The 13,650-nt window shown below is 66.5% G+C and carries 9 protein-coding genes; 1 reads left to right on the forward strand and 8 read right to left on the reverse strand.

Translation table 11 applies throughout. The annotated features are described in order from the left end of the window. Nucleotides 1–45: 45 nt before the first annotated feature. A complete protein-coding gene (locus tag ACXAJT_RS02945; RefSeq protein ID WP_475232859.1) occupies nucleotides 46–3,126 on the forward strand; it encodes a valine--tRNA ligase in 3,081 nt (1,026 codons plus the stop codon). A 218-nt stretch (nucleotides 3,127–3,344) separates the two neighbouring features. Here ACXAJT_RS02945 and recN read toward each other — a convergent pair whose 3' ends face one another. The 8 genes from recN to murB form a co-directional block, all read right to left on the reverse strand. After that, a complete protein-coding gene (gene recN, locus ACXAJT_RS02950) occupies nucleotides 3,345–4,997 on the reverse strand; it encodes a DNA repair protein RecN (RefSeq protein ID WP_475232861.1) in 1,653 nt (550 codons plus the stop codon). A 42-nt stretch (nucleotides 4,998–5,039) separates the two neighbouring features. Beyond that, nucleotides 5,040–5,894, reverse strand: coding sequence for an outer membrane protein assembly factor BamD (locus tag ACXAJT_RS02955; RefSeq protein ID WP_475232863.1), 855 nt, complete (start codon nucleotides 5,892–5,894; stop codon nucleotides 5,040–5,042). A 113-nt stretch (nucleotides 5,895–6,007) separates the two neighbouring features. After that, nucleotides 6,008–6,928 (reverse strand): UDP-3-O-acyl-N-acetylglucosamine deacetylase, encoded by a 921-nt coding sequence (gene lpxC, locus ACXAJT_RS02960; protein ID WP_475232865.1) that lies wholly within the window; start codon nucleotides 6,926–6,928, stop codon nucleotides 6,008–6,010. Nucleotides 6,929–7,195: 267 nt separating this feature from the next. Continuing rightward, complete coding sequence (ftsZ, locus tag ACXAJT_RS02965) at nucleotides 7,196–8,902, reverse strand: cell division protein FtsZ (protein WP_475232867.1); 1,707 nt, start codon at nucleotides 8,900–8,902, stop codon at nucleotides 7,196–7,198. Between the two features lie 416 nt (nucleotides 8,903–9,318). Next, nucleotides 9,319–10,650: a cell division protein FtsA gene (gene ftsA / locus ACXAJT_RS02970; protein ID WP_475232868.1), complete on the reverse strand. Its 1,332-nt coding sequence runs from the start codon at nucleotides 10,648–10,650 to the stop codon at nucleotides 9,319–9,321. Next, nucleotides 10,650–11,543, reverse strand: a complete 894-nt coding sequence (locus ACXAJT_RS02975) for a cell division protein FtsQ/DivIB (RefSeq protein ID WP_475233561.1) — start codon at nucleotides 11,541–11,543, stop codon at nucleotides 10,650–10,652. The genes ftsA and ACXAJT_RS02975 overlap by 1 nt, the downstream gene beginning before the upstream one ends. 17 nt (nucleotides 11,544–11,560) lie before the next feature. Further along, a complete protein-coding gene (locus ACXAJT_RS02980; protein ID WP_475232873.1) occupies nucleotides 11,561–12,439 on the reverse strand; it encodes a D-alanine--D-alanine ligase in 879 nt (292 codons plus the stop codon). A 272-nt stretch (nucleotides 12,440–12,711) separates the two neighbouring features. Beyond that, entirely contained in the window at nucleotides 12,712–13,650 is a 939-nt protein-coding gene (gene murB, locus ACXAJT_RS02985) for a UDP-N-acetylmuramate dehydrogenase (RefSeq protein WP_475232876.1), read from the reverse strand.

A 13,650-nucleotide genomic window follows, 5' to 3' on the forward strand; every position in this document is an offset into this window, starting at 1 on the left:
TAGGAGGGTCGGGACAACAGCACAAGCAGGCATGGGAACGCAGCCATGGCGATGGAAAAGACCTTCAACGCGGCCGAGGCCGAGGCGCGCATCTACGACGCATGGGAAAGCAGCGGAGCCTTCAAGGCCGGGGCCAACGCCTCGCGCGATGAAAGCTTCAGCATCATGATCCCGCCGCCCAATGTGACCGGCTCGCTGCACATGGGCCACGCGTTCAACAACACGCTGCAGGACATCCTCGTGCGCTGGCACCGGATGCGCGGCTTCGACACGCTCTGGCAGCCGGGCCAAGACCACGCGGGCATCGCCACGCAGATGGTTGTCGAGCGCGAACTGGCCAAGGACAAATCCAACCCCACCCGCCGCGAGATGGGCCGCGAGGCCTTCCTCGAGAAGGTCTGGGAATGGAAGCAGCAGTCCGGCGGCACGATCATCAACCAGCTCAAGCGGCTCGGCGCGTCCTGCGACTGGTCGCGCAACGCCTTCACCATGTCCGGCGCCGAGGGCGCCCCGGCAGGTGAGGAAGGCAACTTCCACGACGCGGTGATCAAGGTCTTCGTCGACATGTACGACAAGGGCCTGATCTACCGTGGCAAGCGGCTGGTGAACTGGGACCCGCATTTCGAGACCGCGATCTCCGACCTCGAGGTCGAGAACGTCGAAGTGCCGGGCCACATGTGGCATTTCAAGTACCCGCTGGCCGGTGGCGAAACCTATACCTACGTCGAGAAGGACGAGGACGGGAACGTGCTCTTCACCGAAGAGCGCGACTACATCTCAATCGCCACCACCCGCCCCGAGACCATGCTCGGCGACGGCGCGGTCGCGGTGCACCCCTCGGATGACCGCTATGCGCCGATCGTTGGCAAGCTGTGCGAGATCCCCGTGGGCCCGAAAGAGCACCGCCGCCTGATCCCGATCATCGTGGACGAATACCCCGATCCGACCTTCGGCTCGGGCGCGGTGAAGATCACCGGCGCGCATGACTTCAATGACTACGGCGTGGCCAAGCGCGGCGGCATCCCCTGCTACCGCCTGATGGACACCCGCGCCACCATGCGCGAGGACGGCCACCCCTATGCCGAAGCCGCCGAGATCGCCCAGCAGGTCGCGCGCGGTGAGCTTGAGCTTGACGAGCATGAGGCCGACAAGCTCAATCTCGTGCCGGACCACCTGCGCGGCCTCGACCGTTTCGCGGCGCGTGAGGCGGTGATCGCCGAGATCACCGAAGAAGGTCTCGCGGTGATGACCGAGGCCACCGACCCGCGCCTTGGCAAAGCGGCGGCCAAGGCCCCGCCCGCCCCCGAGGAAGGGGGCGAGGCACTGGACGAGCCTGAACAATGGGTGCCGCTGGTCGAGGCCAAGCCGATCATGCAGCCCTTCGGCGACCGCTCGAAGGTGGTGATCGAGCCGATGCTCACCGACCAGTGGTTCGTCGACACCGCGCAGATCGTCGGCCCGGCGCTCGACGCCGTGCGCGAGGGCCGCGTGCGGATCATGCCCGAAAGCGGCGAGAAGACCTATTACCACTGGCTCGAGAACATCGAGCCCTGGTGCATCTCGCGCCAGCTGTGGTGGGGCCACCAGATCCCGGTCTGGCACACGCCGGGCATGGGCGACGAATGGCGTTCCTTCTGCGCCGCCTCCGAGGCCGAGGCGATCGAGCAGATGAAGGCGGTGTTCGGCGATGACGCCGAGTTCCTGATGGTCGAGGATGCCGCCGCCGCCGAGGATCACCTCGCGCAGCTTTTGCAGCAGGGCACCGATTTCACCGGTGTCGACCAGCGCCGCCGCCCGCAGGCGATCCCGGTCTTCCGTGATCCCGACGTTCTGGACACGTGGTTCTCCTCGGGCCTGTGGCCGATCGGCACGCTGGGCTGGCCCGAGCAGACCGAAGAGCTGGAAAAGTACTTCCCGACCTCGGTGCTGGTCACCGGTCAGGACATCCTGTTCTTCTGGGTCGCCCGGATGATGATGATGCAGCTCGCCGTGGTCGACGAGATCCCGTTCCACGACGTCTACCTGCATGGCCTCGTGCGCGACGCCAAGGGCAAGAAGATGTCCAAGTCGCTGGGCAATGTCGTCGACCCGCTGGAGATCATCGACGAATACGGCGCCGACGCGCTGCGGTTCACCAATGCCGCCATGGCCTCGCTCGGTGGCGTTCTGAAGCTCGACAAGCAGCGCATCGCCGGCTACCGCAACTTCGGCACCAAACTGTGGAACGCCGCCTCCTACGCGCAGATGAACGGCGTGTTCGACCTGCCGCATTCCGATGCCATCCCCGACACCACCCTGCCGCTCAACCGCTGGATCAAGGGCGAGATCGCCAAGACCCGCGAGACGGTGGACGCGGCCCTGGCCGAATACCGCTTCAACGACGCGGCACAGGCGCTCTATGGGTTCGTCTGGGGCACCTTCTGCGACTGGTACCTCGAGTTCACAAAGCCGGTATTCCAGGGCGAGGACGAGGCTGCCAAGGCCGAGACCCGCGCCACCTACGCCTGGGCCTTCGACCAGTGCCTGATCCTGCTGCACCCGATCATGCCCTTCATCACCGAAGAGCTCTGGGCACAGCGCGACCGTCCGAAGATGCTGATCCACGCCGATTGGCCCGACTACGGCGCGGCTGACATGGTCGACGCCCGCGCCGATGCCGAGCTCAACTGGGTGATCCGGATGATCGAGGCGATCCGCTCAGCGCGCGCGCAGATGCACGTGCCCGCCGGCGCCTATGTGCCCTGCGTGGTCAAGGGCATGACCGCCGACGCGCGCGCGGCCTATGAGACCAACGAGGCCTTCGTGAAACGCTACGCGCGCATCGAGGGGCTGACCGAGGTCGAGGAGATGCCCAAGGGCACCGCGGCGCTGGCGCTCAGCGGCGGCACCTTCGGCCTGCCGCTCGCCGGAATCATCGACGTCGCCGAAGAGAAGGCGCGCCTCGAAAAGGCACTGCAGAAACTGGGCAAGGAACTCGGTGGCCTGCGCGGCCGCCTGAAGAACCCCAAGTTCGCCGAAAGCGCGCCGGAAGAAGTGGTGCAGGAGACCCGCGACAATCTCGCCGCGCGCGAAGAGGAAGAGGCCAAGCTCAAGGAGGCCATGGCGCGCCTCGCCGAGCTGGGCTGAGCTAAGCGACACGACAACAATAAGGCCCGTCCGGCACCCCGGGCGGGCCTTTCTTTTAGCGCGGTGCCCTCCCCCGGCGCATCGCGCATGGCAGCGGTCCGCCGTGCGTATTTGGCAAGAGAAGAAGCCCTAGGGCCGCGCACAAATCCGGGCAGAGGCGCCGGGCCCCTGCTTCTTCTCTTCAAAAATACGCAGATTCCGGCGGTTCCGCCCGCGTCTCAGCCGATCAGAAGCGCCCGCGCCGCCGCCCGCGCCTCGGGGGTGACCGTGTCGCCAGAAAGCATCCGGGCGATCTCATCCTCGCGCTCATCCGCCGCCAGCGCGGTGACCGACGACAGGGTGATGTCGTTTTCCACCCGCTTGGCCACCCGCCAGTGGTGCGCGCCTAGCGCTGCGACCTGCGGCGAGTGGGTGACGACCAGCACCTGCCCTTCGGCGGCCAGCGCCGCGAGGCGGCGCCCCACCGCATCGGCGGTGGCGCCGCCGACGCCGCGGTCAATTTCGTCGAAGATCATCGTCACCTCGCCGCCCTGCTCTTGCGAGAGGCAGACTTTCAAAGCCAGCAGAAAGCGCGACAGTTCGCCGCCCGAGGCGATCTTGTTGAGCGGACCGGAGGGCGCACCGGGGTTGGTGGCGACGGTGAAGGCCACGGCGTCGTGCCCCTCGGGGCCTTCCGGTGCGCGGGTGATCTCGGTGCGGAACACCGCGCGCTCCATCTTCAGCGGCGCAAGCTCGGTGGCAACAGCCTTGTCCAGCCGCGCGGCGGCAACGCTGCGGGCCTCGGTCAGCGCGCCCGCGGCACCGTCGTAAGCCTCTTCGGCGCGGCGGACCTCGGCGTTCAGCGCGTCCAGTTCCTCGGCGGAATGGTCCAGCGCCGAGAGCCGCGCCGACAGCGTTTCGCGCAGTCCCGCAAGCTCGTCCGGCAGCACCTGATGCTTGCGCGCCAGCCCGCGGATGGCAAACAGCCGCTCCTCGGTATCCTCCAGCGCGCGCGGGTCGAAATCCAGAGCGTCGAGGGTGTTCGCCACCTCGCCCGAGGCCTCGTCAAGCTCGGCCATGGCGCGTGTCAGCGCAGCAATGGCGCCGTCAAGCCGGCCTTCGGCGCCCTCGGAAGCACCTTCGAGCCAGCGCAGCGCGTCGGACATGGCGCCCTCGGCGCCCTCGTAGCCAAGCGCCTGACTGGCGCGGGAAATATCGGCGCGGACCCGTTCGGCGCCCTGCATCATCCGCCGGCGGCTGTCGAGATCGGCCTCTTCACCGACTTCCGGCGCCAGCTTGTCCAACTCGTCGACCGCGTGGCGAAGGAAATCCTCTTCGGCGCGCACTTCCTCGAGCGCGGCTTCGGCATCGCCAAGCGCCTTGCGCGCGTTGCGCTGCGCCGTCCACGCCGCGCGAGCGGCGGCAAGCTCGGCGCTGATGCCGCCGTAGCTGTCGAGGATGTCGCGATGTCCCGAGGGGTTCAGCAGCCCGCGGTCGTCATGCTGCCCATGCAGTTCCACCAAGGTCTCGGACAGCCGCCGCAGCACTTCGCCGCTGGCGCGGCGGTCGTTGACCCAGCCGGTCTTGCGCCCGTCGGCGGTGTTGACCCGGCGCAGGATCAGCTCGTCAGAGACCGGCAGCCCGGCCTCTTCCAGCACGCCCCGCGCGGCATGACCGGCGGCCAGTTCGAACACCGCGGTCACCTCGCCCTGCTGCGCTCCGGCCCGCACCAGTTCGGCCCGTCCGCGCCAGCCCAGCACGAAGCCCAGACTGTCGAGCAGGATGGACTTGCCCGCGCCGGTCTCGCCGGTGAGCACGTTGAGGCCCGGCTGGAAGCTCAGGTCCAGCCGGTCAATGATGAGCAGATCACGGATTTCAAGCGCTCGGAGCATTCCTTCAGACGGGCCAGCCGTCCTCCCTCACAGCCACTGGCCTCAGAGCCACTGCCCCTTGACCATCTGACGATAGACCTGTGCCAGCCAGCTGTCGCCCGCCGCTTCCAGTTCCAGCCCGCGCCCGGTCAGCAGCTTGTAGCTGTCCTCGTACCACGGCGTGCCGCGGAAGTTGTAGCCAAGGATGGCGCCGGCGCTCTGCGCCTCCTGCGTCAGCCCCAGCGACAGATAGGCCTCGACCAGACGATGCAGCGCCTCGGCTGTGTGCGTGGTGGTCTGGAAATCCTCCACCACGACGCGGAAGCGGCTGATCGCGGCACCGAAGTTCTCGCGCTTGAGATAGTAGCGTCCGATCTCCATTTCCTTCGCCGCGAGATGGTCGAAGGCAAGATCGAACTTGAGGATCGACGAGCGCGCGTATTCGGTATCGGGATAGCGTTCGATCACCGTGCGCAGCGATTGCAGCGCCTGGAACGTCAGCCCCTGATCGCGCCCGACCTCTTCGATCTGGTCGTAGTAGGACAGCGCCAGAAGATACTGCGCATAGGCGGCATCATCGTCGCTGGGATAAAAGTCGATGTAGCGCTGCGCCGAAGAGCGCGAGTTCTCGTAGTCCTTCGCCCGGTGATAGGCGTAGGCCTGCATGATCAGGGCGCGCTTGGCCCAGTCCGAATAAGGATAGAGACGCTCGATTTCACCGAAATAATAGGCAGCGCGCTCGGCGTCGCTGCGCTCCATCTCGTATTCACCGCGCTCGAAGATCTGTTCGGCGGTGAAGTTCTCCATCGGGACGCCGCCCGGACCCATTCCGGGCTGTTCCTGCGCCGAACAACCGGCGAGGAGAATCGCGGAGAAAGCCGCTCCGATCACCGCATTTCGCGATCTGCCGCCTGCCATGCCCGACTTACCTCACATTCCTTGCAAAGCCCGCTTCGGGGCCATGGCACGGTCCTAGCACAGAAAAATCCGGGGCAAAACGCCTTAACGCCGATTTGAGCACGCCGCCGCCGTCAGGCTACCGCGGGGATTTCATCGCGCTCGACACCGGCACCGGGCAGGCGCGCGGCCATGCGCGAATCGCACAGTGTCATGCGGAAGGCATCGGGCGTGGCAAACAGCGCGTGCAGCAGTTTGTTGGTGATCGCGTGGCCTGCCTTGAAGCCGGTGTAATGACCCAGAATGGGCGCACCGGCGGTGTAGAGATCACCAAGCGCGTCGAGCATCTTGTGGCGCACCGCCTCGTCCGAATGACGCAGGCCGCCCGGCGAGAGGATCTTGTCGCCATCGACCACCACGGCGTTCTCATAGGTGCCGCCAAGCGCCTTGCCATTGGCCTGCATCGCATCGACGTCGGACTGGCGGCAGAAGGTGCGGCTGTCGCAGAGCTCGCGCACGAAAGAGCCATTGGCCAGATCGATCACCTTGTCCTGCGTGCCGATCGCCGCATCGGCGAAATCGATGTGGAACTCCATCGTGGTGCCCTGCGCCGGGGACAGGCGGGCCCAGCCGGCGGCGGTTTGCACCTCAACGGGGGTGAGAATCTCGATGGCGCGGACAGGGGCACGCAATTCGCGCACGCCGCGAGCGAGGATTTCACGCACAAAGGGAGCGGAAGATCCGTCGAGGATCGGCGCTTCGGGGCCGTCGATCTCGATCAGTGCGTTGTGGATGCCGCATCCTGCAAGCGCGGCCATGACATGCTCGATGGTCGAGACCGAGACGCCAGCGCGGTTCTTGATCAGGGTGCAGAGCGGCGAAAGCTCGACCGCGTCGTAACGGGCCGGGACCAGCGCGTCGCCCAGCAGGATATCGGTGCGTTTGAACCAGATGCCGTGCTCGGCAGAAGCCGGGCGAATGGTCATCCGGACGGGCGCGCCGGAATGGAGGCCCACGCCCTGGAAGCTCACTGCACTGCGGATCGTCGTTTGCACTTTGGTCACCTTTGGTTGGAGCGCCCCTCCCCACTGGCGCGCGCCTTTGATGCCAAGGGAGATACTCACGCGACCTCAAGTTCTCAAATCAAGTATTGCAACGGAGTGAAACATGCGGGTTTCCTAATGCGCGGATGCACGCCCACCTGTGGATATCTCACCGCAACATGCTGTGAATAAAAGAAAAAGCCCACTCATCTGAGAGGGCTTTGTAGTCGGTCGTGCCTTAAAAAGTCAGCCCGCACGAAGCCGCGCGGGCCGATTTTATCAGTTTGCCTGCCGGCGCAGGAAGGCCGGGATCTCGATCCGGTCCTGTTCGGGAGCCTCTTCCGGGGCCGGCGCAGGCGCCGGTGCGGGACGCTGTGCCTGCATCGGCGGCTGGCGGCGGGCCTGCGGTTGCTGCGGCGCAGGCGCGGCCTGCTTCGGTGCCGGCGCAGGCTGCTGCTGCGGCTCGTGACCATGGCCGGTCATCCGGTTGATCAGCGAGTTGATCCCGAAGCGGGGACGCTCCGGCTCGGCAGCGCGCTGCGGGGCCTGCTGCGGTTGCTGGGGCTGCTGCGGACGCGCCGGAGCTGCAGCCTGGCCCGGACGATTGTTGCGGGCCGCTGCGGCATGCAGGCGCTTCATCGTGTCGGACGAAGGTTGACCGGCCTGCGGTGCGCGCGGCGCGACGAAGGACTCGGGCGCGGCTTCCAGAGCATCGGGCTGCGGCTGCGGCTGGGCCGCCTGCGGGCGGTAGGCCGGCGGCGGCAGGCCGTCGTCGGTCTCGACCACATCCTCTTCCTGATACTCGGTCGCCTGAGCTGCGGGCATCTCGCCGAAGAGCGAGGGCTCTTCCTCTTCGTACTGAGCGGCAACCGGCGCGGCTTGCGGCGCGGTGGCGGCGGCCTGCTGCGGTGCGGGCTGGGCAGGGGCCGGGGTGGCCTCCGCTGCGGGCGCGTCTTCTTCCGCCTGTGCCAGCGGCTGCGCGAGGGTGCGGCGCGGCACCGGGATATCGTGCTGCACAGCCGAGGCGTCGATCCCGGTGGCGACCACGGACACGCGCATACGGCCTTCCATCGTGTCGTCCAGCGTCGAGCCGACGATGATGTTGGCGTCCGCATCAACTTCTTCGCGGATGCGGTTGGCCGCTTCGTCGAGTTCGAACAGCGTCAGGTCGTTGCCGCCGGTGATGTTGATCAGCACGCCCTTGGCGCCCTTGAGGCTGATCTCGTCGAGCAGCGGGTTGGCGATCGCCTTCTCGGCGGCCTGGATCGAGCGATCCTCACCATCGGCCTCGCCGGTGCCCATCATCGCCTTGCCCATCTCGTCCATCACGGCGCGCACGTCGGCGAAGTCGAGGTTGATCAGGCCGGGGCGCACCATCAGGTCGGTCACGCCTTTCACGCCCTGATAGAGCACGTCGTCGGCAAGGCTGAAGGCCTCGGTGAAGGTGGTCTTCTCGTTGGCCAGACGGAACAGGTTCTGGTTGGGGATGATGATCAGCGTGTCGACCATCTTCTGCAGCGTCTCAACACCCTCTTCCGCCTGACGCATGCGCTTGGCGCCTTCGAACTGGAAGGGTTTGGTGACGACGCCGACGGTCAGCACGCCCAGCTCACGCGCGGCCTGCGCGATGATCGGCGCGGCGCCGGTGCCGGTGCCGCCGCCCATGCCTGCGGTGATGAAGCACATGTGCGCGCCGGCGAGATGATCGACGATCTGCTCGATGCTCTCCTCAGCCGCGGCAGAGCCAACCGACGGGCGGGCGCCCGCGCCGAGACCTTCGGTCACTTTCACGCCGAGCTGGACCTTGGCGGTCGCCATGCTCTGCTGCAGCGCCTGCGCATCGGTGTTGGCAACCACGAAGTCCACGCCTTCGAGCTGCTTGGTGATCATGTTGTTGACTGCGTTGCCACCGGCTCCGCCGACGCCGAATACGGTGATCCGGGGCTTCAGCTCTTCCTGACCGGGCATCGAGAGATTGAGTGCCATGTGATGTTCCGCCTGTCGTTTATGACTTGGTTCGCGCCTGTCCTGCGCCTTGGGGATAATTCTTACCGAGATCCTAGGGCTGGGTCACGTAAAAAACACAGATCCACCACGAAATATGGCTATAGGATTGACTGCGCGCGCGAGATTTCGCCCAACTCACCAAATTTTGCAGAAAGCGTCAGCAGCCATACAACACGTGGAAATGCGCCACCGACTTTGAGGTCGATCACGGCGAATCTTTTGCGATGTATCGGGATGCCTGCTCGACGCCCCCAGCCCACATCTTGCGTGCAGGTCATGGCCTCAAACTATCATTGAGGCAATTTGGCGTCACCCGGAATATTACGTGAACACCGGGAGGCGCCCGTCTCCTCGCGAGGGTTTGAGCGGCCCGCGAGCCGCCTTCCCCTGCCCGATCACCAGTTGTCGCGGAACCACTTCACCGCACGCTTCAGCGAACGGGCGGGATAACGCTCGACCGGGATCTCGAAATCCCACCATTCGTCCTGAGGGTGCGCGGCAAACAGGCACATGCCCACCGCCGACGCAAAGCCCGGCCCTGTCGCCGCCTGCGGCAAGCCATGCACGCGCATCGGGCGGCCCAGCCGGACCTGACTGCCAAGGATGCGGCTCGCCAGCCCGTCGAGGCCGGGGATCTGGCTCGCCGCGCCGGTCAGCACGATTTGCTGGCTCGGCAGATGCTCGAAGCCCGCCGCATCAAGGCAGGCGCGCACCTCCTCGAGAATCTCCTCGACCCGCGGACGCATGATGCCGATCAGTTCGGCGCGGCTCACCTGCCGGCGGTCGTGGTGCCAGTCGCCCGTGTCGCCCGAGATCTCGATCATCTCGCGGTCGTCCATGCCGGTGGCGTGCACGCCGCCGTAGAAAGTCTTGATCCGCTCGGCCATGGCCATGGGGATCTGCAGCCCCATCGAGATGTCCCCGGTGACGTGATCGCCGCCCATCGGCACCGCATCGCCGTAGATCATGTGCTTCTTCATAAAGATCGACACGCCCGTGGCGCCGCCGCCCATGTCGATGCAGGCCGCGCCCAACTCCTGCTCGTCTTCGACCAGCGCTGCCACGCCCGACACATAGGCCGAGCTGGCGATGCCCGCGAGTTCGAGATCACAGCGCTTGACGCAATGCGCGAGGTTCTGGATCGCCTGCGCATTGACCGTCAGCATGTGCATGTCGCAGGTCAGCTCGCGGCCGATCTGCCCGCGCGGATCGCTCAGCCCCGAGCGGTGATCCAGCGCGAAGTTCACCGGCTGCGCATGCATCACCTCGCGGCCATGCCCCACTTCGGGCACATCGCAGGCCGACAGCACCCGCGCCACATCCTGCTCGGTGACGGTGGTGCCATCGACACTCACCTGCCCGTCCAGCCCGTAGCTGCGCGGCTCGGCCCCCGAGAAACACGCAATCACGTGGTCGACCCGGATACCCGCCATCTTCTGAGCAGCCTGAACCGCGGTGCGGATGGCGCGCTCGGTTTCGGTCATCGCAGCGATCTCGCCGAAGCGCACCCCGCGAGAGCGCGTCGTGGCCGCGCCGATCACCCGGAACCCGGCCTGCCCGGCCAGCGAGCCGACGCCGCTGTCGTCGCCCTGCTCGCTGCCATCGAAGCGCAGCACGAGGCAGGCGATTTTCGAGCTGCCCACGTCGAGCACCGCCACGACACCGCGCTGCATCGCCGCCTTGCGCATGTTGCGCATCGCCCGCTGTGACTCGTAAAGCTCGAACATTATCGTGTTTCCCCGGTCTCGATAGACTTGATCCGCCAGTATTCTTCCGCCGCGCTATGGTTCAGCCGCAGGGTCGGACGCTGCGCCAGACGCAGGTCCACCGCCGCGATATCGCGCGACAGCATGTCCACGGCGCCATCCATCGCCATGGCACGTTCGAGCGCCTGAACGGCGCCTTCTTCGGGCAGCAAGATGCGCTGCCCCTTATCCAGAACCAGATCCCAGCGCCGCAGCCCGACCCGCTCCAGCCCGCGCAGACGCCCCGCCAGCGGTGCCGCCGCGGCGAAGAGTTGCAGCGCCTCGGGCACCCGCGCCTCGGCACCGGTGCCGGCGATCACCGGCAAATCGGAATGCGTGGCCCGGCGGCCCGCCGGACCAACAAGCGCGCCCTCTGCGTCGAGCATCTCCAGCCCGCGCAAACCGCGCCACAGCACCACCGGCACGCGCTCGACCACATTGACCTCAAGCACGCCGCCCTGCGTGATCCGCAGGCTCGCGGTCTTCACTGCATCCAGCCCGGCGACGATCTCGCGCATCTGGTCGAGATCGAGGTCAAAGGAGCTGAGCGGGAAGTCGAGCGAGAGAATCTCACGCACATCGTCGGACACGCCGTCGCTGGCACCATCAATGGCCATCAGGTTGACGCGGAACTCGGGCCGCGCCTCGATCTGGTCGCGCACCGACATGATGGCGCCCATGAACGCCTCGCGGTTGCTGTCGATCGAGAAATAGGCACCCGCGCCGCCAATCCCGACGAGGAACGGCAGACCGACGCGCAGCGTGAAGCGGAACAGCGGCGTCAGCATCAGCCGCTCGAGCCGGTACTTCAGGCGCGAAGGCGCGGGATCGGCGCGATGCACCTGCTGCGGACGCGGCTTCTGCGGGCGCGGCATTCGCGCCGGGGCGGCCCCTACCTGTCGCATGAGGCATCCTCCACCATCCAGCGGCAAAGCGCGCCAAACGACATGCCGCTGGCCTGCGCCTGCTCGGGCGCCAGCGACGTCGGAGTCATGCCCGGCTGGGTGTTGGTTTCCAGCAGCACCAGCCCGTCGACGCCGCGGCTTTCGTCCCAGCGGAAGTCGGTGCGGCTGAGGCCGCGACAGCCAAGCGCCTTATGGGCACGCAGCGCGTAGTCGAGACAGGCGTCGAAGATCTCCTGCGGCACCTCGGCAGGGACCACATGGCGCGAGCCGCCCGCCTTGTACTTGGCGTCGTAGTCGTACCAGCCGTCGGTGATAATGTCGGTGACGGTCAGCGCGCGATCCCCCAGCACCGTGGTGGTCAGTTCGCGGCCCGGCGCATAGGTTTCGACCATCACCGTCTGCGGCATCTCTTCGGACAGCTGCGGCGGCGTGTTGGCCCCGTCCATCACCAGATAGACGCCAACCGAACTGCCCTCGTTGAACGGTTTGACCACATAGGGCGGCGTAAGCACGTGGCGCTGCGAGACCTCGGCCTTGTCGGCCAGAACGCTGTCGACCACCGGCAGCCCGGCGGCGCGATAGACTTGCTTGGAGCGGTCCTTGTCCATGGCCAGTGCCGAGGACAGCACACCCGAATGCGTATAGGGAATGCGGAGCCATTCGAGCATGCCCTGCACGCAGCCGTCCTCGCCCCAGCGGCCATGAAGTGCGTTGAAAACGATGTCGGGAGTCAGAGCCGCCAGCCGCGCGGCCAGATCGGGCCCCGCGTCCAGTTCAATCACGTTAAATCCCTCGTCCCGCAAAGCGGCGGCGCATTCCTGACCGGAACTCAGCGACACCTCGCGCTCGGCCGAGGGTCCGCCCATCAATACCGCCACTTTGGGAGCTGCCCTGCTCGACATCCCCAAAACTGCCTCGTTGTGCGGGGTGCTTTGCCCCGTCGTGTGTGTCGCCGGGGTTTGCCCCGGTCGAGCGCCCGCGCACCGCCTAATTCGGCCCGCGAGTCGGATTCACCACGGCGTGCGACCCTGAAATTTCGGGGAAGACTGCCGCCTCGTTCGTTCTTTCCCGCCTGCCTTGTCTGGTGCGCCACTGTCTGATGCGACTATGGATCGACCATGGAACGGGAGTCGGGGCGTTATCCACCCTCGTTTTCCAGCGGATCGCCGACCCGCATGATTTCCCACTGTAGCTGCAAACCACTGTGTTGGAAAACCCTTTTTCGAACTTCCTCGCCCAGACCTTCCAGATCGGCGGCGCTTGCCTCGCCGGTGTTCACAAGGAAGTTGGAGTGCATCGGGCTCATCTGCGCCCCGCCCCGCGTGGCGCCGCGCATCCCGGCGTCGTCGATCACCTTCCACGCCTTCAACTCATGCGTGTCATCGGCCTTGCCGGTCGAGCTGAACCCCGCCGGATTGCGGAAGGTCGAGCCAGCGGTACGGTCCTTGGTCGGCTGGGTCGCGTCGCGTTTCTTCACCTGCGCTTCCATGCGGGCGATCAGGTCGTCGGGCGCGCCCGGGCTGCCCTCGAACACGGCCTCGACCACCACCGCGCCTGCTGGCAACTGCGACTGGCGATACTGCAACTGCAGATCGGCGGCGGGAATCGTCACCAGCGCGCCGTCGCGCAGCACCGCTTTGATCTCCACCAGATGATCGGCCACATAGGTGCCGTAGCAGCCCGCGTTCATCCGCACCGCCCCACCGATCGCGCCGGGAATGGTGCGCAGAAAGGTCAGATCAACCCCTGCCGCCGCCGCGCGCTTGGCCACCTGCGCGTCGAGAGCGGCCGCGCCGGTGGTAACGCGGGTGCCTTCGATCTCGGTCCCGTTGAAGCCGCGCCCCAGCCGGATCACCACGCCGCGCAGCCCGCCATCCCGCACGATGAGATTCGAGCCCACGCCCATCGGGAACACCGGCACGTCTTCCGGCAGCGCCGCGAGGAACTGCTGCAGATCCTCCAGATCGGCAGGCTGAAACAAAACCTCGGCGGGCCCGCCGACGCGCAGCCATGTGAGGTCAGAGAGCGGGCGACCTTCGGTGAGGCGGCCGCGAACGGAGGGAAGTTGGTCTATCAT

This window comes from Salipiger sp. ABF4_146 (assembly GCF_056161345.1).

Bases quoted from the DNA above. Each gene is read 5' to 3' on its own strand.
- ACXAJT_RS02945 (WP_475232859.1), top strand. From the start codon at position 46: ATGGCGATGGAAAAGACCTTCAACGCGGCCGAGGCCGAGGCGCGCATC.
- recN (WP_475232861.1), bottom strand. From the start codon at position 4,997: ATGCTCCGAGCGCTTGAAATCCGTGATCTGCTCATCATTGACCGGCTG.
- ACXAJT_RS02955 (WP_475232863.1), bottom strand. From the start codon at position 5,894: ATGGCAGGCGGCAGATCGCGAAATGCGGTGATCGGAGCGGCTTTCTCC.
- ftsZ (WP_475232867.1), bottom strand. From the start codon at position 8,902: ATGGCACTCAATCTCTCGATGCCCGGTCAGGAAGAGCTGAAGCCCCGG.
- ftsA (WP_475232868.1), bottom strand. From the start codon at position 10,650: ATGTTCGAGCTTTACGAGTCACAGCGGGCGATGCGCAACATGCGCAAG.
- ACXAJT_RS02975 (WP_475233561.1), bottom strand. From the start codon at position 11,543: ATGCCGCGCCCGCAGAAGCCGCGTCCGCAGCAGGTGCATCGCGCCGAT.
- ACXAJT_RS02980 (WP_475232873.1), bottom strand. From the start codon at position 12,439: ATGGGCGGACCCTCGGCCGAGCGCGAGGTGTCGCTGAGTTCCGGTCAG.
- murB (WP_475232876.1), bottom strand. From the start codon at position 13,650: ATGATAGACCAACTTCCCTCCGTTCGCGGCCGCCTCACCGAAGGTCGC.